This is a genomic window from Bradyrhizobium sp. WSM3983 (assembly GCF_000473045.1).
In the GTDB taxonomy this organism is placed as follows: Bacteria; Pseudomonadota; Alphaproteobacteria; order Rhizobiales; family Xanthobacteraceae; genus Bradyrhizobium.
In genome coordinates this window covers 428,359-447,735 of the sequence record NZ_AXAY01000001.1, presented here as the reverse complement: position 1 = coordinate 447,735, position 19,377 = coordinate 428,359, and the positions used below count along the sequence as shown (strand labels likewise).

Below are 19,377 nucleotides of genomic sequence, written 5' to 3'. Positions count from 1 at the left end.
CGCTGCGGTGCCGAGTGCAACTTTTCGCAGGCCGCTCGGCGTGCGATGGTAAACCGCCGGGCGCCCATCGCAGCCGAATATGTCGTGTGCGGGGTGGTCACCTTGCCGAATGTTTCGGTGAATTTTGGCTTCGTGAGCTTCAAACGGGGCCTGTCTCTGCCGATATCGTCGGGCGACGGCGCTGTCCCCATGCGGATGGGAAAATCGTGCAACAGCCGTCGCACAGAGCGAGATGTGTTCAATGAATGCCGATCAACTTCCCCTTGGCGCGACGCCGATATCGCCGAAGCCGGATGCCGGGCCGACCTTGCGGATCCGCGCGGTGATGCTGGGCGAACGGATCAATCCGTCAGGGCTCGAGATCGGCACGCTGGTGTCCTCGACGCCGGCGGCCTTCCGCCTCCATGGCGGCCTTGCCGTGATCTTCCGCTACGGCGTCGTGGTGCTGATCGGCCTGTTGCCATCGGAGGAGAAGGTCCTCATCGACAGTCTCAAGTCGCGCGTGATCGGCGAGCTCAGCCCCCATGAGGAGGAGACCGCGCAGGCGCAGCTATGCCACGACGAGAACGCCGAGGCGATCCAGCCGGGCGGGCCGATCAACCTCTCGAAATTTTCCGACGAACGGCTGCTGCTGATCGCTGACGCGCTCGCCAAGAGCACGTCGCTGGCACGCGACGAGCGCCGTGTCGCTGCGGTCTTCGATGTCATCGAGCCCTTTGCGCGCGAGCTCGCCGAGAAAGGCCGGACGTCGCGGCCGCGCAGGGGCATCCTGCAGCTCATCGGCAACGCGCTGCTGGTCCAGCAGCGCGTCGCCGGCCGCGTCGCGGTTGCCGAAAAGCCCGATGCGCTCTGGGAAAAGCCGCAGCTCGACCGGCTCTATGCGCGTCTCGAAGACGAGTACGAGCTGAAGGAGCGTCTCGACACGCTCGAGCGCAAGCTGACGGTCGTCGCGGAAACAGCCGATGCGCTGACCGACATCATCGACACCCAGCGCTCGCTGCGGCTCGAGATCGCCGTGGTGGTGCTGATCGTGATCGAGGTCGCGATCGGCTGCTTCCAGATCTATAGCGGCATACACTGAGCCGCGGCGCGGACCGGCGTGCCGAGGCCGCCAGCCTGCGATGATTGCCATCTCGCGATCTCGCCGAGCTCGGCTTCGGGCCGCGTCTCGACCGTGCGGCAGCGTCCGAGGTAGAGCCGGCCCGCGTCGCCCTCGATCGTGATCCAGTCGCCTTCCGACAATGTTGCGTCGGCGAACTGGGCCTGCCCCGCGACGGGGTCGATCTTGAGCGCGTGGCAGCCGACGACGCAGGGCTTGCCCATCTGCCGTGCCACCAGCGCCGCGTGCGAGGTGCGCGCGCCGACCGCCGTGACGATGCCGGCTGCCACGGCGAAGCCGGCGACGTCCGCGGTGCTGGTGTCCGGGCGCAGCAGGATGACCGGCTCGCCAGTGGCCGACAGGCGCTGGGCGCTCTCGGACGAGAAGGCGGCACGGCCGATGCCGATGCCGCCGGACGCGCCAACGCCGGTCGCCGCGGGCTGGCCGGCAGAGACCAGCGAGGTTACGGCGAGCGAGGCAAGGTCGATCCCGGCAATCCGGTCCAGCGCTTCGTTCTGCTCGATCAGGCCTTCATGCACGAGATCGATCGCGATCCTGACTGCGGCGCGCGGGGTCCGCTTGGCCGAGCGGGTCTGGAGAATCCAGAGCTTGCCATCCTCGACCGTGAACTCGACATCCTGGACGTCGCCGAATTCGCGCTCGAGGCGCTTGAGGATATCGCCAAGTTCGACCTCGGTCCGCGGCAGCGCGCGCCTGATCGCATCCGCGGTGTCTGGCGTCCGCCGCCCGGACACGACGTCTTCGCCCTGCGCGTCGAGCACGAGGTCGATCATCGGGCGTGGTGCTCCCGTCGAAGGGTCGCGCGAGAAGGCCACGCCGGCGCCGGATGCCAGTCCGCCATTCCCGAACACCATTGCCTGCACGGTGACGGCGGTGCCCTGGAGATCTTCGAGCTGGTGGAGTTTCCGATAGGTCTGCGCCCGTTCGCTCATCCATGACCGGTAGACGGCCCGCGCCGCCGCTTCGAGCTGCGCGACGGCGTCGTCGAGCAGGCCTTCGGCATGATCCTCGACCAGCAGCTGTTCGTCGCCGGCGAGCCGCTCCAGCGCTTCGCTGTCGAGCTCGCGATCGTTGTCTGCGCCTTCGGTTCCGACCAGGTCGGAGATGCGGGCTGCGAACCCGGCTGCATCGAGCCCGAGCACGGTCTCCCCGAAGCTCTCCAGGAAACGGCGCCGGCAGTCCCAGGCGAGCCGCGGGCGGCCGGTCGCGCGGATCAGGCCGTGCACCGCATCCTGCGTGCAGCCGACATTGAGGACGGTGTCGAGCATGCCCGGCATCGATCGCGCAGCGCCCGAGCGCACCGAGACCAGCAGCGGCTCGCGCCGGTCGCCGAAGCGTTTGCCCGTCGCCTGTTCCAGGAACGCGATGCCTTCCTTGAGGCCATCGCGAAGATGATTCTCCGCATGAGCATGCCCGGCGATGATGTCCGCGCAGAGTTTGACCGGCAGCACGAAAGCGGGCGGCACCGGCAGGCCGCGCGCCGCCATGCGGGCGAGGTTGGCCGCCTTGGCGCCGATGTCTTCGGCGCAGCGCGTTTCGGTCGCGTCGGCGCCGATACGTAGGATATGCATCGTGGTCTCCCTATGCCGCGAGATCAATCATGATGTGACGGCGCAACAAATGGCCGAAGCCGGCGAGCCGGTCGGTGGCGCGCTCGATCGCCCGCGCGAACTCGAGCACCGAGAGCGAGGTCGCGACGTCGAAGCCGCCGCCGAATACGAGCGCGGTGGTTGCGCGCTCCTGGCCGTCTGCGGCATGTTCGGCATCGATCAGGCGGGTCACGGCGGACAGCGCATCCTCGGAATCCGCGCGCCGACCTTCCGGCACGTCTGTCGCCGCGGCGACACCGCAGGCCGCGACCTCGGTCGCGGTCATCGCGATCGAGCAGAGTTCGGCGAGTGCGGCCAGCAATGAAGGATCGGTGCGTTCGGGCATGAGGGAGGCAATGAATGCCGCCTGCTCCAGTTCGTCGACGGCCTCTTCGGCGCGATCGATCAACTGCCCGATCGTCGGCCGCGCATTGAGCCGGTCGATCTCCTTTCGGGTTTCCAGCGCGATGCGGTCGGCTTTCTGCTCGATCGCGGTGCAGCGCCGCGCCAGCAGCCCGCGGTCGGCTGGCTGGCCGGCCTGAAGCGCGGAGATATGGCGCGAAATCGCCGCCACGAGATCATGGGCAAGCCCGATCTGGCGCAGCACGGCTGCAAGCAGGGCACCGTCGACCCGCTCCAGGTGCCGCACCAGGTCGGCCTCAATCTGATCGCGCACCATCCTCACGGAGCGGCCTGCGAGCAGCGCCTCGGTGGAGACGCGCAGCGCCGCCTTCAGGAAATCGATCGCGGCGCTGCGGCCGAGTGCCTGGTCGAGCCGCTCGCCGAAGCCGATCCGTGCCGGTGCGGCGTTCCGCACCGCGGAGCCCAGCAACTCGTTGCCGCCGAGCTCCAGGAATCCGCGATGGCCGATCCGGTGCCGCGCCGCCCATTCCAGGATGCGCGCCGCATCGTCCTTGGCGACCCAGGTCCGGAGCAGCTTGCGGGCCTTGTTCCAGTCAATCAGGAAAACCAGCGCGGCGCCGACCGCTGCCAGGAATTCATCGCGATCGGCGGCGTGAGCCGGCTGGTACTGGCCCGTCACGAGATAGAACGAATTGTCTTCGCCAAGTCCCGCGGCCGTGTGGCGGTCGAGCCCGCTCCAGGTCGCGTCGAACTTGTCGAATAGCGAGATGAAGAACTTTGCCCGCGCCAGATGCACATCGGTGTAGGTGACGGTCACTGCGTTCTTCTTGACCGCTATCACCACGACGTGGGCGTCGGTGGTGCCGATGTCGTTCTGGATCAAAAGCCGGCCGCCCGAGCGGGTCGCCATCGTGTCGAGACCGGGATGGTTGAATTTCAGCCCGCGCGTCTCGTTCAGGCCGCTCGTGAAGGCTTCGACTGCGGTGCGGTCTTCGCCATGCAGCCCGAACACATGGGCGCCACCGAGCGTTTCCTCCGAGCAGGTTGCCGCAAGCTTGTTCAGCGCCTTGTGCAGATCCATCACCAGGCGATGCAGGCTGTCGCCGGCCGCTTCAGCGACGCCGGTCAGGCGGGCTATGCGGGCGAGATCGATTTCGTTGGTGGCGTCGAGCAGTCCCGCGCTGCGGACCGCAATCAGCCGTGCCTCGGCTTTCTCGCCTGCGGACGGCGTGCCGGCGCTGATCGCGCGGATCATGGCTGCGGCGTCGTCCCGGATCTCCTTCATCAGCTTCGCGAGGTTCGGTGCGGCGAGCCGGGACGGGCCGATCAAATGGGCGCCGCCAATCAGCGTTGCGATCGCTGCAGGCGCGATGCCGGCCGCGTGGCTCTCGATGGCAAGCTCGCTGGCCGGTCGATCGGGTTCCTGCGCGTGCTGGGCTGCCGCCTGCAGCGCGCTCATCCGTACCTTGATGCGGTCGTTGGCGGCGAGCCCCTCCGCCACCAGTGCCGGCAGCAGGATGTCGCCTTGTCCGAGCTCTTCGATGATGTGAGTTTTCATGACCTGTCCAACGTTGGGTGCCGGCTTTATGCCGCGAAACGGCGGCGCGGCTGTTGCGCCAGATCATTCATCCAACCGTCATATGGCTCGTCGTTGGCGCAGCTTCGCCGCGCAATGACGCGCCATCGTCATCTCTTCGTCGGTGCGAATGACGAACGCCTTGACCGTGCTGTCTATGGCATCGATGCGCTCGCGCGCCTCATCGTTTGCAACGGCGTCAATGCGCAAGCCGAGCCAGACGAGGCGCTCACCGATGGCGCTCCGGACCTCCTTGCTATGCTCGCCGATGCCGCCGGTGAAGACCAGGCCGTCGAGCCCGCCAAGCGTGTTGGCCATCACCGCCACTTCCTGCGCCGCGCGGAAGACGAAGAGATCGATTGCCTCACGTGCCGCCGGCTCGCCGCTCGCGAGCAGGGTGCGCATGTCCGAGGCGATCCCGGAGACGCCGAGCAGGCCGGACTCGTGATAGAGCAGGTGCTGGACGTCCTCGACGGACAGCTTCTCGTGCTGTTGCAGATAGAGCAGGACGCCGGGATCGATGGTGCCGCAGCGCGTGCCCATCACCAGCCCGTCGAGCGGCGTCAGGCCCATCGTGGTGTCGACGCTATGGCCGTCGCGGAGTGCGCAGAGGCTGGCGCCATTGCCGAGATGTGCGATGACGGTGCGCTTGGGCGCCAACCCGGGCGCGATCTCGGCGAGGCGCCCCGCGACATATTCGAACGAGAGGCCGTGAAAGCCGTAGCGCCGGACGCCGCGCTCCTCATAGCGCCTCGGAATCGCGAAGCGGCTGACTGGCGGCGCTAGGCCGTGGTGAAAGGCAGTGTCGAAGCAGGCAATCTGGGTCAGGTCGGGCCTGATCGCGCCGATGGTGCGGACGGGCGCGAGGCAGCGTGGCTGGTGGAGCGGTGCCAGCGGCGTAAGCTGGTCGAGCTTGGCGTAGACGTCGTCCGTCAGCTCGACTGGGCCCGAAAAATCCGGCCCGCCATGGACGATGCGGTGGCCGACCGCGCCCAAGCTGTCGGCGCCGTACCGGTCCTCGATAAAGGCGAGCACGTCGGCGAACAGATGGCTGCCGTCGGCATCCGTCCCTTCCCTCCGCTTCTCGAACAAATCCTCGCCTGCAGGGCCCCTCACGACGAGCCGGGGCTTCGCCTCGTGCTCGTCGAGCAGGCCCTTGCAGAGCAGGACCGGCTCGCTCGCCGAAATATCGAACAGGCCGAACTTGATGCTCGACGAGCCCGAATTGAGGACGAGGACTGAGGCCGGCATGCTATCAACCCGCCTTGCCTGGCCAGACCCAATCGCGGATCACGGGCATGTCCTCGCCGTGCTCGCGCACGTAGCGCGAATGCTCGATCAGCGCGTCGCGGAACTGCTGCTTCACCTGTGCTGCCTTGATCGCAAGCCCTGGCACGCGCTCGATCGCCTCGATCGCGAGATGATAACGGTCGAGCGCGTTGAGCACGACCATGTCGAACGGCGTTGTCGTGGTGCCTTCTTCGGCAAAGCCGCGCACATGCATGCCGGCATGGTTGGTACGGTTATAGGTCAGCCGGTGGATGAGATAAGGATAGCCGTGATAGGCGAAGATGACAGGCTTGTCCGACGTGAACAAACTGTCGAAGTCACGATCGCTCAGGCCATGCGGATGCTGCTCCTTCGGCTGCAGCGTCATGAGGTCGACGACGTTGACGACGCGGATCTTGAGGTCCGGCAGCGCCTTGCGCAGGAGGTCGACGGCCGCCAGCGTCTCAAGTGTGGGCACATCGCCGGCGCAGGCCATCACCACGTCGGGCTCGCCACCCACGTCCTCGTTGCCGGCCCAGGTCCAGATGCCGATGCCGGCATCGCAATGGTTGGCCGCTTCCTGCATCGACAGCCATTGCGGCGCCGGCTGCTTGCCGGCGACGATGACGTTGATGCGATTGTAAGTGCGCAGGCAGTGATCGGCGATCCACAACAGCGTGTTGGCATCCGGGGGAAAATAGATGCGGACGATGTCGGCCTTCTTGTTGGCGACGAGATCGACGAAGCCTGGGTCCTGATGGCTGAAGCCGTTATGGTCCTGCCGCCAGACATGCGAGGTCAGGAGATAGTTGAGCGAGGCGATCGGGCGCCGCCAGGGCAGATCGCGCGTGACCTTCAGCCATTTGGCGTGCTGGTTGAACATGGAATCCACGATGTGGATGAAGGCCTCGTAGCAGGAGAAGAAGCCGTGCCGTCCGGTCAGCAGATAGCCCTCGAGCCAGCCCTGGCAGAGATGCTCGCTCAGCACCTCCATCACGCGGCCGTCCTGCGCGAGATGCACGTCGTAAGATTCGATCGGCTCCATCCAGACCCGTTCGGTCGCCTCGAACAGGGCGTCGAGCCGGTTTGACGCGGTCTCGTCCGGGCCCATGATGCGGAAGTTGCGCTCCTCGGCGTTGAGACGGATGACGTCGCGCAGAAATTTGCCGAGCTCGCGCGTTGCTTCTCCGGCGACGGCACCGGGCTGCGGCACGTCGAGGGCAAAACTGCGGAAGTCCGGCAGCTTCAGCTCCTTCTTCAACAGCCCGCCATTGGCGTGTGGATTGGCGCCCATGCGGCGGATGCCTTCGGGCGCGAGCGCCTGAAGCTCGGGAACAAGCGCGCCGCTCTTATCGAACAGTGTTTCCGGCTCGTAGCTCTTCATCCAGTCTTCGAGAATCTTCAGATGCGCCGGGTTCTCGCGGCAGCTCGCAACGGGCACCTGATGCGCGCGCCAAAACCCTTCGACCTTCTTGCCGTCGACTTCCTTTGGGCCGGTCCAGCCCTTGGGGCTGCGCAGCACGATCATCGGCCAGCGCGGCCGCTCGATCGTCTTCCGTCCGTCGCGGGCGTGCTGCTGGATCGAGCGGATGCTGGCGAGCGCGACATCGAGCGCATCCGCCATGGCCCGGTGCATCAGCTTGGGATCGTCGCCCTCGACGAACAGCGGCTCGTGGCCGAACCCGCGGAAGAGATCGCGGATCTCGTCATCACGCATCCGGCCGAGCACGGTCGGGTTGGCGATCTTGTAGCCGTTGAGGTGCAGGATCGGCAGCACCGCGCCGTCATGGGCCGGGTTCAGGAACTTGTTCGAATGCCAGGACGCTGCGAGCGGGCCGGTCTCGGCCTCGCCGTCGCCGACGACGCAGGCGACGATCAGGTCGGGATTGTCGAACGCCGCGCCGTAGGCGTGCACCAGCGCGTAGCCGAGCTCGCCGCCTTCATGGATCGAGCCAGGCGTTTCCGGTGCGGCGTGGCTCGGAATCCCGCCGGGGAAGGAGAACTGCCGGAAAAGCTTTCGCAATCCGTCCGCATCGCGCGCGATATCAGGATAGATCTCGCTGTAGCTGCCTTCGAGATAAGTGTTGGCGACCATGCCCGGGCCGCCATGGCCGGGGCCGCAGACATAGATCACGTCGAGGTCGAGCGCGCGGATGACGCGGTTGAGATGGACGTAGATGAAGTTCAAGCCGGGTGTCGTGCCCCAATGGCCGAGCAAGCGCGGCTTGATGTGCTCGGGCTGCAAGGGTTCGCGCAGCAGCGGATTATCGAGCAGATAGATCTGCCCGACGGAGAGATAGTTGGCGGCGCGCCAGTAGCGATCGAGCAGATCGAGATCAGTGCTCGCCGCACGCAATTGTTGTTGATTTGTCATATTCATGGGGACCTCCACCCGGATCGTCACCAACCGAGTTCCGGCGAGATCGATCCCAAAATTGATCCTGCTCGGCATCAAACGAGATCGCAGTCACGCGGTGTTGCGTGAGGTCAAAGCTGGGCGCGCGAAGATTGGGCAGCGCTACTGTGCATGGGGTTGTTTTCACGTTTTTCATTCTTGTTCTTGCTTTGTTCCGTTTACGTGTTATCTTGGCTTCATGAGTCCAGCATCTTCTTCTGCTCTCAAGCACCCGCCGGTCACGGCGCCCTCCGAGCCGGCGGGTGCGCCTTCTGATTTCCCCGAGCTTGGCGTCGCCATCGACCGCGCGCGCAGGCGAGGGCGAGGCGCCCAGTCCAATGCCAGTGGCCGCTACGAGGCCGAGGCGCGCGTCGCCTTCGACGATGGCTGGCAGAGCCTGGAAGAGCTGCCGCCGTTCAAGACGACGGTCGGCGTGGACACCTCGCGCAAGGTGATCACCCGCAACGACTCCCCCGACATCGGCTTCGACCGCTCGATCAATCCCTATCGCGGCTGTGAGCACGGTTGCGTCTACTGCTTCGCGCGGCCGACGCATGCCTATCTCGGCCTGTCGCCGGGGCTCGATTTCGAGTCAAAGCTGTTCGTGAAGCCCGACGCGCCGGCGCTGCTCGAGAAGGAGCTCGCGGCCGCCGGCTATGAACCGCGGATGATCGCTATCGGCACCAACACCGATCCCTATCAGCCGATCGAGCGCGAGCGCAAAATCATGCGCGGCATTCTGGAGGTGCTGGAGCGCACCGGCCATCCCGTCGGCATCGTCACCAAGTCCGCGCTGGTGGTGCGCGACATCGACATTCTTGCGCGCATGGCCAAGCGCAACCTCGCCAAGGTCGGAATCTCGGTGACATCGCTCGACCAGAAGCTCGCGCGCACCATGGAGCCACGCGCCTCGACGCCGCCGAAGCGGCTGGAGGCGCTGAAGCTGCTCTCCGACGCCGGCATTCCGACCACGGTGATGGTCGCGCCCGTGATCCCCGCGCTGAACGATTCCGAGATCGAGCGCATTCTGGATGCCGCAGCGCATGCCGGCGTCAAGGAGGCCTCCTACGTGCTGCTGCGGCTGCCGCTCGAGGTGCGCGATCTCTTCCGCGAATGGCTGATGGCGAACTATCCGGACCGCTATCGCCACGTCTTCACGCTGATCCGTGACATGCGCGGCGGCCGCGACTACGATGCGAAATGGGGCGAGCGGATGAAGGGCACGGGACCAATGGCCTGGACCATCGGCCGCCGCTTCGAGATCGCCTGCGACAGGCTCGGCCTCAACAAGCGTCGCTCGAAGCTGACGACGGATCATTTTGCGCGGCCGAAACAGAACGGCGAGCAGCTCAGTCTGTTCTAAGGCGCACGGAGCGAGTGAGGGGTGTGATGAGCAAGGAACTTCCGCCGCCGGTGCCACGGCTCACGGTGATCACGCTTGGTGTCAGCGACATCCGCGCCAGTATCGCCTTCTACGACGCGCTCGGCTTCCCGCGCCGGCTGAAGGCGACCGGCGAGGCCGTTGCGTTCTTCGACACGGGTGGTCCGGTGCTCGGTCTGTTTCCCTGGGACCAGCTCGCGGCCGACGCCAAGCTGCGCGACCATCCGAGACCAGCGACCTTCCGCGGCATGACGCTCGCCTGGAACTGCGCGACGCGCGAGGAGGTCGACACGGTGCTGGCGTTTGCCGTCGACAGGGGAGCCGCGCTGCTCAAAGCCGCGCACGAGACCGATTACGGCGGCTACTCCGGCTATTTTGCCGATCCCGACGGCCATCCCTGGGAGGTCGTCGTCGCGCCCGGCATCGAGGTCGGCGATGACAGGCGGGTGCATCTGGCGGAGTAGGGTGGCCTGAATAACGGGAATTGTCCGGGGTTCCCGGTTGCGCTGGCCGGGCTGCTTGCGCACGATCCCGGCCATGATTCGGGACAAGCCTGCCAAGAAGCCGGCCAAGGACGCGCCAGAGAAGGACGCTGCCACAAAGGCCGTGCCTGCGAAGCCGCCAAGCTTCCGCCGCGAGCGCGCGCTGATCAAGCGCGGCGTCTGGCCGGTCGCAGGCTGCGACGAGGCCGGCCGCGGGCCGCTTGCCGGTCCGGTGGTGGCAGCCGCGGTGATTCTCGATCCCGACCGCATTCCGCGCGGCATTGACGATTCGAAGCGACTGACCGCCGAAGAGCGCGAAAGGCTTTTCGACAAGATCTGTGCCACAGCACAGGTCTCTGTCGCGGTTGCCTCACGCTCCCGCATCGATCGCGACAACATCCTGCGCGCCTCGCTCTGGGCGCTGAAGCGCGCCGTGGTGGCGCTGCCTGAGGCCCCGTGTCATGTGTTCGTCGATGGCCGCGACCGTCTCGATACGTCCTGCGACTGCGAAGCCGTGATCGGCGGCGACGGCATCGTGCTCTCGATTGCGGCCGCCTCCATCGTCGCCAAGGTGACGCGCGACCGGCTGATGTGTGCGCTGGCGCAGGACTGCCCCGGTTACGGCTTCGAGCAGCACAAGGGCTATGCCGTGCCTGAGCATCTCGATGCGCTCAACCGCCTCGGCCCCACCATCCACCACCGCAGCTTCTTCGCCCCGGTCGTTGCCGCCCGCGTCAAGCACATGCCCTGGACCGTCGAGCCGGCGCGGGACTTGTTCTCGGCCGAGCTTGACGTGCAGATGGAGGCGGCCGTTGAAATCGATGCCGCCGCGGGCCCCTAGAGCAGACCGTCGTTGCCACAACGCGTGACGCCCTTTATCAAATCAATTCAGAGCAAATAGGGCCGGCTGGACGGGTTGGCTGCATCTTTCGGACGTTGCATGCGGTTTACCTCCCTGGTCATCGAGCTCATTCGCGCCCGGCCGCGGCTGATCGTCTGGATTGCCGTGTTACTGCAAGCCGCGATGTGGCTGCTGGTGGCGCTCTTATTTTACCGCAGCCCGCCGGGCAGCCTCGCGACCATGCTGGCCTTCGGCCGCGAATATCAAGTCGGCACTGATCTTGGCCCGCCGCTGTCGGTCTGGCTCGCCGACATCGCCTATCGCGCGGCCGGCGGCCACTTGTTCGGCGTCTACGTGCTCGCCGAGCTTTGCGAGATCGCGACCTTCGTCACGCTCTATCACTTGGCGCGCGCCGTGGTCGGCACCCAGCAGGCGGTGCTCGCCGTGCTCCTGACCATGACGGTGCTGGCCTTCTCCTCGTCGGCGCTTGATTTCGGCCCGCTGGTGCTGGCGCGGCCGTTGTGGGCGCTGTTGCTGCTGCATTCCTGGCAGATCATCGGCCAACGCCGCGGCAACGCCTGGTTTGCATGGTCGATCGAGGCCGGCCTGCTGCTCCTGACTACGCCGGCCGCGATCTTCCTGCTCGCATTGCTCGTCATCTTCGCACTCTCGACAGCCGGCGGGCGCCGGACGTTGCGCGCGCTCGATCCGCTGTTCGCGGTCATCGTCGTCGCCGTGCTGGCGCTGCCCTACGCCGTGTGGCTGATGCGCGCCGAGACCCTTGTGCTGCCGGCCCTGCCGCAAATTGCCGACCTCAGCGCCCGTGCGCTGCACGCCGTCTGGCTGCTCGGCGGGCTCGTGCTCGGCGCCGTGGCGGTCCCGGTGCTGAGCTTCCTCAACACGCCCGTGTTTGCCGGCAAGAGCGAGGAGGCGCCGATCATCTACCGGCCGCCGGTCGAGCCGCTTGCGCGCAACTTCGTCTATTTCTTTGCGCTCGCGCCCGCGCTCGGGGCGGTTCTGATCTCCGGCCTGTTCGGGCTCGATGCCGTCGTCGGCGGCACCGGCGTCGTGCTGGTCATGTCGGGCCTCGCCATGGTCGTGGTGGCGGGCGATCTCATCGCTATGCGCCGCGCCCGCATGCTACGCACGGTGTGGGCGGCGGCCGTCGTGGCGCCCGCCATTGGCGTCGTGCTGGCCGTGCTGTTCCTGCCCTGGAGCGGTACCGGCGAGATCGCGACATCGATGCCGGCGCGCGCGATCTCGGACTTCTTCGACGACAGCTTTGCCCGCCGCACCAACCATCGCCTGCGCGCGGTCGCCGGTGAAACCCAGCTTGCAAGCCTGATCACGCTGCATTCCGGCCGGCCGCATCTGTTCATCGACGCCGCGCCCGCCCGGACGCCATGGATGTCACAGGCAAGATTCAGCGAGACCGGCGGCGTCGTGGTCTGGCGCGCCTCAGATACCGCCGGCACCCCGCCGCCCGAAATCCTGGCGCGCTTCCCTGGCATCGTGCCGGAAGTGCCGCGTGCCTTCGAATGGCTGGTCAATGGCCGTCAGGGATTGTTGCGCATCGGCTGGGCGATCGTGCGGCCGAAGGGGGCTTAGATGGTCTCGTGCCCCGGACGCTACGCAGCACGAAGTGGTGCGCTGCAGAGCCGGGGCCCATCTCTCCGCGGGACGCGTGGGTCCCGGCTCTGCGAAGCAGCGCTCTCGCGCTGCATCGCGTCCGGGACACGGGAGTATTATCCCGCCAGCACTTTCGCGATCGCGCGCAGATCTTGCCAGGCCAGGCGCTTGTAGGACGGCGAGCGCAAGAGATAGGCCGGATGGAAGGTTGGCAACGCGCGGATGGTGCGCCCGCCCGTGTCGTAGTCGAACCAGCGCCCGCGCGTGCGCATGATGCCTTCGCGGGTCGAGAGCAGCGTCTGTGTCGAGGGATTGCCGAGCGTCACCAGCACGTCGGGATTCACGAGCTCAATATGGCGTTGGATGAAGGGCAGGCAAATCTGCGTCTCCTGCGGCGTCGGCGTGCGGTTGCCAGGCGGCCGCCAGGGAATGACGTTGGTGATGTAGGCCGTGGTGCGGTTGAGGCCTATCGCGCCTATCATCAAATCGAGCAGCTTGCCGCTGCGCCCGACGAAGGGCAGTCCCTCGATATCCTCGTCGCGGCCCGGCGCCTCGCCGACGAACATGATGCGCGCCTGAGGATTGCCGTCGGCGAACACCAGCCGCGTTGCGGTGTGTTTTAGCGCGCAGCCTTCGAAGTTTTGCATCAGTTCGCGGAGCGCCTCCAGCGTCGGCGCTGTGCGCGCGGCCTCGCGCGCCGAGGCAATGGCGACATCCGGCGCCGGTGCGGCCTCGCCGCGCAGCACTGCAGGCGCGGCGACAGGCCGCGCTGCTTCGGCCGGCGCCGCGCGCGGGGCCGGCGGCGGGGCGTCTAATTCCGCCAGGCGGTCGGCCGGTTCCTCCGCGAGCGCGCAATCGACTCCAGCCTCCAGATAGAAGGCGAGAAGCTCTCGGACGGTGGGTGCGGGCTCGGGGATCATTTGGAAAGTCAGACTATTAGTTCATCTTAAGGCGCCTTGCATCCCAGCGGAACGCATTTCCGTGGTTGTCCTACCCGGAAAAATCGGAAACAAGGGGGCGCAAATGACAAGGAACCGTCTCAAGGGCTGAGATCAGATGAGCACCGAAGAACTTCCCCCGCGCGAATCCATGGAATTCGACGTCGTCATCGTCGGCGCCGGCCCCTCGGGCCTGGCCGCGGCGATCCGGCTCAAGCAGATCAATGCCGATCTCAACGTCGTCGTGGTGGAGAAGGGCTCCGAGGTCGGTGCGCACATTCTCTCCGGCGCCGTGATCGATCCGGCCGGGCTCGACAAGCTGATCCCGGACTGGCGCGAGGATTCCGATTGCCCGCTGAAGACTGAGGTCAAGGACGACCGCTTCTACTGGATGACGGCCGGCGGCGCGATCAAGCTGCCGGGCTTCATGATGCCGCCGCTGATGGATAACCATCACTGCTATATCGGCTCGCTCGGCAATGTCTGCCGCTGGCTTGCGCGCAAGGCCGAGGCGCTTGGCGTCGAGATCTATCCGGGCTTTGCCGCCGCCGAAGTGCTCTATGACGAGCAGGGCGCGGTGAAGGGCATCGCCACCGGCGACATGGGCATCGGCCGCGACGGCAAGCCGAAGGACTCCTTCACCCGCGGCATGGAGTTGCTCGGCAAGTACACGCTGTTCGCCGAAGGCGCACGCGGCAGCCTGACCAAGCTGCTCATCAACAAATTCGCACTGGATGCCAAAAGCGAGCCGGCGAAGTTCGGCATTGGCCTCAAGGAAGTCTGGCAGATCGATCCCGCCAAGCATCAGAAGGGCCTGATCCAGCATTCGTTCGGCTGGCCGCTCGACTTGAAGACCGGCGGTGGTTCGTTCCTCTATCATTACGACGACAATCTCGTCGCTGTCGGCTTCGTCGTGCATCTGAACTACGACGACCCCTATCTGTCGCCGTTCGACGAGTTCCAGCGCTTCAAGACCCATCCGTCGATCCGCGGCACCTTCGAAGGTGCCAAGCGCCTTGCTTACGGCGCGCGCGCCATCACCGAAGGCGGCTACCAGTCGGTGCCGAAGCTGACTTTCCCCGGCGGCGCGCTGGTCGGCTGTGCGGCCGGCTTCGTCAACGTGCCGCGCATCAAGGGAGTCCACAATGCGATGGGCACCGGCATGCTCGCGGCCGAGCATGTCGCGGCCGCGCTCGCCGCCGATCGCGCCAATGACGAGATCGTCGATTACGAGAACGCCTGGCGTTCGTCATCGGTCGGCAAGGATCTGTTCCTGGTCCGCAACGTCAAGCCGCTTTGGTCGAAGTTCGGCACCGTGCTCGGTGTCGCGCTCGGCGGCTTCGACATGTGGTGCAACACGCTGTTCGGCACCTCGTTGTTCGGCACGCAGTCGCATGCCAAGCCCGATCGCTCGACGCTTGATCCGGCCAAGCAACACGCGCCCAAAAACTATCCGAAGCCGGACGGCAAGATCACCTTCGACAAGCTGTCCTCGGTGTTCCTGTCCAACACCAACCATGAGGAGGACCAGCCGGTCCATCTCAGGGTGGCCGACATGAACCTCCAGAAGACCTCCGAGCATGACGTCTTCGCCGGTCCGTCGGATCGCTATTGCCCGGCCGGCGTCTATGAGTGGGTCGAGGAGGGCGGCAGCCCGCGCTACCAGATCAACGCCCAGAACTGCGTCCACTGCAAAACCTGCGACGTGAAGGATCCCAACGGCAATATCACCTGGGTTCCCCCGGAGGGCGGCGGCGGACCGAACTACGAGGCGATGTAAGGGCGCGCCTGGCGACCAAACACGCCGGAAGGGTGATGTAGCGCACGTTCGCGTGAGGACCGGGCGGCAACGGATGCTCCCGGCCACGATAAGGCCATAGTAGCAGCGTCTTGGGACGCTCTTGACGAACGCTTGGTCGATTTGGGGCGTGTGGAGGGGACCGCCCGGTCCGAATCCTTGCGGTGAAGCGCCAAAAGCGGCATTGTCCCGACCCGACGGTTCCGGGTCCCGATGTCGGCGGCCGCGTTCGCGTGCGAGACGGCCTTTTGCTTCAAACCCAGGCACTACCAACTCAAGGCGAGCCCTGATGTTTTCAAATCGTTTCAACCGCTGGACTGCTGCTGCCATCGCCCTTGCCGGCTCTGCGATCGTGGCGGTCCCTGGCGGGGTGCTGGCGCAGACGCCGGATCATCCGGCCGACACGGCGGCGCAGTTTCCGAGCCGAAACGATCTGAAGTCGCTCACCACGGCCGGCAGCTATCTCGCCGCCCGTCACGCCAGCGTCGAGCGCGACGCGACCTCCGCCGCAGCCTTCTACCGCTCCGCGCTGCGGACCGATCCCAAGAACAACGAGTTGCTCGACCGCGCCTTCATCTCCTCGGTCGGCGACGGCGACATCGAGGAAGCGGTCAAGCTCGCCGAGCGCATCCTCACCATCGACAAGACCAATCGCGTCGCGCGCCTCGTGGTCGGCGTGCATGATCTCAAGCTGAAGAAATATCCGAGCGCGCAGACCAACATCAACCAGTCGATTCGCGGGCCGATCACCGATCTCGTCGCGACCCTGCTGTCCGGCTGGGCGGCCTACGGTGCGGGCGATGCCAAGGGCGCGGTCGCGACCATCGACAAGCTGGCGGGCCCGGAATGGTATCCGCTGTTCAAGGACCTGCACGCCGGCATGATCCTCGAGAACGCCGGCAAGGAGAAGGATGCGGGCACCCGCTTCGAGCGCGCCTACAAGCTCGACGATTCCATGCTGCGCGTCAGCGAGGCCTATGCGCGCTGGCTTTCGCGCAACAAGGACGCCGCCTCGGCGACCGCGATCTATGAAGCCTTCGACAAGAAGCTCGCCCGCCATCCGCTGATCGTGGAAGGGCTGCGTGAGACCAAGGCCGGCAAGAAGATGCCGTCGCTGGTCGATTCCGCGCAGGCCGGTGCGGCCGAGGCGCTCTACGGCATCGGCGCCACGCTGACCCGCCGCGGCGGTGAGGATCTCGCGCTGGTCTATCTCCAGCTCGCGCTCTATCTCCAGCCCACGCATCCGCTGGCCTTGCTTTCGCTCGCCGATCTCTATGAATCGGTGAAGCGGCCGCAGATGGCGATCAAGATCTATGAGCGGGTGCCGTCGTCCTCGCCCCTGAAGCGCAACGCGCAGATCCAGCTCGCCATTGACCTGGATTCCGCCGACCGCACCGACGAGGCGATCAAGATCCTCAAGAACGTGACCGCCGAGGACTCCAAGGATCTCGAAGCCATCATGGCGCTCGGCAATCTCGAGCGCGGCCGCAAGAAGTTCGGCGACTGCGGCGCGACCTATTCGCGGGGCATCGACGTGCTGCCGGCCGGCAACGACAAGGCCAACAGCGTCTGGTACTACTACCGCGGCATCTGCGAGGAGCGCTCCAAGGAGTGGGGCAAGGCCGAAGCCGACATGAAGAAGGCGCTCGAGCTGCAGCCCGACCAGCCGCATGTCCTCAACTATCTCGGTTATTCCTGGATCGACCAGGGCGTGAACCTCGACGAAGGCATGAAGATGATCAAGCGTGCCGTCGAGCAGCGTCCTGACGACGGCTACATCGTCGATTCCCTCGGCTGGGCCTATTACCGCATCGGCAATTACGAAGAGGCGGTGAAGAACCTCGAGCGCGCGATCGACCTCAAGCCCGAGGACCCCACCATCAACGACCATCTCGGCGACGCCTATTGGCGCGTCGGCCGCACGCTGGAGGCAAAATTCCAGTGGGCGCATGCCCGCGATCTCAAGCCCGAGCCGGACGAGCTGCCGAAGATCGAGGCCAAGATCGCCAACGGCATGACGGATGACAATTCGAACTCTTCGAACTCTTCGGCCGCGCAGGCGGACAAGAAGAAGGACGATGGCAAGGGCGGTTGATCCAAGTCACTGGGGGCATATCGCCGATGCCGGCGTTGGTTGAAGAAGGGCGCGCGAAGGTCAATCTGAGCCTTCGCGTGGTCGGCCGTCGTGCCGACGGCTATCATGATCTCGAAAGCGTGGTTGCGTTTGCCGATTGTGCCGACCGGCTCACGCTGGAGCCGGGCGGCGAGCTCAGGCTTGCGACCACGGGGCCGCTCGCGGCGGCCTGCGGCGAGACCTCAGACAATCTCGTGTTCAAGGCTGCAAAACTGCTGGCCGACGCGGTGCCGAATTTGAAACTCGGCGCCTTCGCGCTCGACAAGGTCTTGCCGGTCGCAGCCGGCATCGGCGGCGGCTCGGCCGATGCGGCGGCGGCGCTGCGCTTGCTCGCGCGCCTCAACAATCTGTCGCTCGATGATCCCCGGCTCAAGGAGGTCGCGCTCGCGACCGGCGCCGACGTGCCGGTGTGCCTGTTCTCGCGCGCCTGCGACATGACCGGCGTGGGTGAGCAATTGCTGCCGCTGGCGTTGCCAAGCATGCCCTGCGTGATGGTCAATCCGCGCGTGCCGGTTGCGACCAAGGACGTGTTCAGGGAGTTGGGTCTGCGCAACGGCGAGCTTCTTGTCGGCGCCACCGACGTCCTCGAAGCTCCGGCGTGGCCGGAGCAGGGCGGATCGATCGACGATTGGGTCGATGTTCTCGAAACCGTCGCCAATGATCTCGAGGCCCCTGCGCTGCGCATCGAGCCTGTCATCGGTGACGTGCTGGAGGCTTTGCGCTCGTCCGCCGGCATCAAGCTGGCGCGGATGTCCGGCTCGGGCGCGACGTGCTTTGCGATCTACGGCGTGGCCGCGGAGGCACATGCCGCTGCCGAGAAGATTCGCAGGGATCACCCAGACTGGTGGGTGCATGCGGGGACGTTGAGCTGAGCGGCACTGTCGTAGGGTGGGCAAAGGCGCGGTAGCGCCGTGCCCACCATCTATCCAAGTCACGCGATCGAAGAGGTGGGCACGCTTCGCTTTGCCACCCTACGGCAGCGGAGCTAATCGGCGCCATCTTCGGCAAGCCCGAGAAATTGCCGGATCTCACCCAGCACCTCTTCCGGCTTGTCATGCTGCAGCCAGTGCCCGGCACCGACGATGGTCTCGATGCGCGCCTGCTGGAAATAGCGCTCCAGGCCTGCGGCCCGGGCGCCGGCGAGAAAGCTTTCGCCGGCATTGAGCAGCAGCGTGGGGCAAGCGACGCGCGACCACAGCGCGATGTGGTCGTCCGGCCAGAGCCGGTGCGGCGCGGAGGCGCGCTGGTAGGGATCGAACTTCCAGCTGTAGGTGCCGTCCTCGTTCCGGCGCGCGCCGTGCGTGGCAAGGTGGAGCGCGAGGTCAGGGGCCAGGCGCTTGTTGTGCAGCACCATCTGCGCGGCCGCGTCCTCGAGGGTCGGATAGCGGCGCGGCGTGCGGTCGTGCAATCTGTCGAGCTGTGCCACCCATTTGCCGATGCGCTCATGCGTCGGCAGTTTTGGTGAATCCGGCAACATCGTCACACCGTCGAGCACGATGAGCCTGGAAACCAGCTCGGGGAACGAGCCTGAAAAGATCAGGCTCACCATGCCGCCCATCGAATGGCCGATGAGCGTCACTTGAGGCGCTGCAATGCTGCGGACGAGCTGGGCGAGATCGTAGACATACTCGGTCAGCGCGTAGCTGCCGCCCCTGGTCCAGTCGGAATCGCCGTGGCCGCGCAGATCGGGCGCGATCACATGAAAGTGCGGCCGCAACGAGCGGGCGATGGCATCCCAGCTCCGGCAGTGATCGCGGCCGCCATGGACCAGGATGAGAGGCGGCGCGTTCTCGTTGCCCCAATCGGCATAATGCAGGCGCAGGCCGTGGGATTCGTAGGTGTGACTTTGCGGGGCGAGCATC

14 protein-coding genes are annotated in these 19,377 nt (G+C 66.0%); 8 read left to right on the top strand and 6 right to left on the bottom strand.

Annotation, left to right across the window (positions count from 1 at the left end):
* Positions 1–241 precede the first annotated feature (241 nt).
* Entirely contained in the window at positions 242–1,081 is an 840-nt protein-coding gene (locus YUA_RS0102160) for an RMD1 family protein (RefSeq protein ID WP_027529164.1), read from the top strand.
* Here the strand turns inward: YUA_RS0102160 and YUA_RS0102155 are convergent.
* From YUA_RS0102155 to YUA_RS0102140, 4 genes are all read right to left on the bottom strand, one after another.
* Positions 1,063–2,691 (bottom strand): PEP/pyruvate-binding domain-containing protein, encoded by a 1,629-nt coding sequence (locus YUA_RS0102155; RefSeq protein WP_027529163.1) that lies wholly within the window; start codon positions 2,689–2,691, stop codon positions 1,063–1,065. The two genes, YUA_RS0102160 and YUA_RS0102155, sit on opposite strands and share 19 nt — an antisense overlap.
* Positions 2,692–2,701: 10 nt before the next feature.
* Entirely contained in the window at positions 2,702–4,630 is a 1,929-nt protein-coding gene (locus YUA_RS0102150) for a hypothetical protein (protein WP_027529162.1), read from the bottom strand.
* A 78-nt stretch (positions 4,631–4,708) separates the two neighbouring features.
* Positions 4,709–5,899: an acetate/propionate family kinase gene (locus YUA_RS0102145; protein WP_027529161.1), complete on the bottom strand. Its 1,191-nt coding sequence runs from the start codon at positions 5,897–5,899 to the stop codon at positions 4,709–4,711.
* Positions 5,900–5,903: 4 nt separating this feature from the next.
* Complete coding sequence (locus tag YUA_RS0102140) at positions 5,904–8,291, bottom strand: phosphoketolase (protein WP_027529160.1); 2,388 nt, start codon at positions 8,289–8,291, stop codon at positions 5,904–5,906.
* A 220-nt stretch (positions 8,292–8,511) separates the two neighbouring features.
* Here YUA_RS0102140 and YUA_RS0102135 point away from each other — a divergent pair, with 220 nt between their 5' ends.
* The 4 genes from YUA_RS0102135 to YUA_RS0102120 all read left to right on the top strand — a co-directional run bounded on the left by YUA_RS0102135 (position 8,512) and on the right by YUA_RS0102120 (position 12,624).
* Entirely contained in the window at positions 8,512–9,675 is a 1,164-nt protein-coding gene (locus YUA_RS0102135; RefSeq protein ID WP_027529159.1) for a PA0069 family radical SAM protein, read from the top strand.
* Positions 9,676–9,701: 26 nt separating this feature from the next.
* Positions 9,702–10,157: a VOC family protein gene (locus YUA_RS0102130; RefSeq protein WP_027529158.1), complete on the top strand. Its 456-nt coding sequence runs from the start codon at positions 9,702–9,704 to the stop codon at positions 10,155–10,157.
* 73 nt (positions 10,158–10,230) lie between these two features.
* Positions 10,231–11,016, top strand: coding sequence for a ribonuclease HII (locus YUA_RS0102125; protein ID WP_027529157.1), 786 nt, complete (start codon positions 10,231–10,233; stop codon positions 11,014–11,016).
* Positions 11,017–11,115: 99 nt separating this feature from the next.
* Positions 11,116–12,624 (top strand): glycosyltransferase family 39 protein, encoded by a 1,509-nt coding sequence (locus tag YUA_RS0102120; protein WP_027529156.1) that lies wholly within the window; start codon positions 11,116–11,118, stop codon positions 12,622–12,624.
* Positions 12,625–12,761: 137 nt separating this feature from the next.
* Here the strand turns inward: YUA_RS0102120 and YUA_RS0102115 are convergent, their stop codons facing one another.
* Complete coding sequence (locus YUA_RS0102115) at positions 12,762–13,565, bottom strand: uracil-DNA glycosylase family protein (RefSeq protein ID WP_027529155.1); 804 nt, start codon at positions 13,563–13,565, stop codon at positions 12,762–12,764.
* A 136-nt stretch (positions 13,566–13,701) separates the two neighbouring features.
* Here YUA_RS0102115 and YUA_RS0102110 point away from each other — a divergent pair, with 136 nt between their 5' ends.
* From YUA_RS0102110 to YUA_RS0102100, 3 genes are all read left to right on the top strand, one after another.
* Positions 13,702–15,363, top strand: a complete 1,662-nt coding sequence (locus tag YUA_RS0102110; RefSeq protein WP_027529154.1) for an electron transfer flavoprotein-ubiquinone oxidoreductase — start codon at positions 13,702–13,704, stop codon at positions 15,361–15,363.
* Positions 15,364–15,670: 307 nt separating this feature from the next.
* Complete coding sequence (locus tag YUA_RS0102105; RefSeq protein WP_027529153.1) at positions 15,671–17,476, top strand: tetratricopeptide repeat protein; 1,806 nt, start codon at positions 15,671–15,673, stop codon at positions 17,474–17,476.
* A 26-nt stretch (positions 17,477–17,502) separates the two neighbouring features.
* The gene (locus YUA_RS0102100) at positions 17,503–18,387 is read left to right on the top strand and encodes a 4-(cytidine 5'-diphospho)-2-C-methyl-D-erythritol kinase (protein ID WP_027529152.1); all 885 of its coding nucleotides are present in this window, start codon (positions 17,503–17,505) and stop codon (positions 18,385–18,387) included.
* A 113-nt stretch (positions 18,388–18,500) separates the two neighbouring features.
* Here the strand turns inward: YUA_RS0102100 and YUA_RS0102095 are convergent, their stop codons facing one another.
* Positions 18,501–19,376, bottom strand: a complete 876-nt coding sequence (locus YUA_RS0102095) for an alpha/beta fold hydrolase (RefSeq protein WP_027529151.1) — start codon at positions 19,374–19,376, stop codon at positions 18,501–18,503.
* Between the last annotated feature and the right edge of the window lies 1 nt (position 19,377).

What these genes read in the sequence shown, in the direction of transcription:
- YUA_RS0102160 (WP_027529164.1), top strand. Translation starts at nt 242, where the DNA reads ATGAATGCCGATCAACTTCCCCTTGGCGCGACGCCGATATCGCCGAAG.
- YUA_RS0102155 (WP_027529163.1), bottom strand. Translation starts at nt 2,691, where the DNA reads ATGCATATCCTACGTATCGGCGCCGACGCGACCGAAACGCGCTGCGCC.
- YUA_RS0102150 (WP_027529162.1), bottom strand. Translation starts at nt 4,630, where the DNA reads ATGAAAACTCACATCATCGAAGAGCTCGGACAAGGCGACATCCTGCTG.
- YUA_RS0102145 (WP_027529161.1), bottom strand. Translation starts at nt 5,899, where the DNA reads ATGCCGGCCTCAGTCCTCGTCCTCAATTCGGGCTCGTCGAGCATCAAG.
- YUA_RS0102140 (WP_027529160.1), bottom strand. Translation starts at nt 8,291, where the DNA reads ATGACAAATCAACAACAATTGCGTGCGGCGAGCACTGATCTCGATCTG.
- YUA_RS0102135 (WP_027529159.1), top strand. Translation starts at nt 8,512, where the DNA reads ATGAGTCCAGCATCTTCTTCTGCTCTCAAGCACCCGCCGGTCACGGCG.
- YUA_RS0102130 (WP_027529158.1), top strand. Translation starts at nt 9,702, where the DNA reads ATGAGCAAGGAACTTCCGCCGCCGGTGCCACGGCTCACGGTGATCACG.
- YUA_RS0102125 (WP_027529157.1), top strand. Translation starts at nt 10,231, where the DNA reads ATGATTCGGGACAAGCCTGCCAAGAAGCCGGCCAAGGACGCGCCAGAG.
- YUA_RS0102120 (WP_027529156.1), top strand. Translation starts at nt 11,116, where the DNA reads ATGCGGTTTACCTCCCTGGTCATCGAGCTCATTCGCGCCCGGCCGCGG.
- YUA_RS0102115 (WP_027529155.1), bottom strand. Translation starts at nt 13,565, where the DNA reads ATGATCCCCGAGCCCGCACCCACCGTCCGAGAGCTTCTCGCCTTCTAT.
- YUA_RS0102110 (WP_027529154.1), top strand. Translation starts at nt 13,702, where the DNA reads ATGAGCACCGAAGAACTTCCCCCGCGCGAATCCATGGAATTCGACGTC.
- YUA_RS0102105 (WP_027529153.1), top strand. Translation starts at nt 15,671, where the DNA reads ATGTTTTCAAATCGTTTCAACCGCTGGACTGCTGCTGCCATCGCCCTT.
- YUA_RS0102100 (WP_027529152.1), top strand. Translation starts at nt 17,503, where the DNA reads ATGCCGGCGTTGGTTGAAGAAGGGCGCGCGAAGGTCAATCTGAGCCTT.
- YUA_RS0102095 (WP_027529151.1), bottom strand. Translation starts at nt 19,376, where the DNA reads ATGCTCGCCCCGCAAAGTCACACCTACGAATCCCACGGCCTGCGCCTG.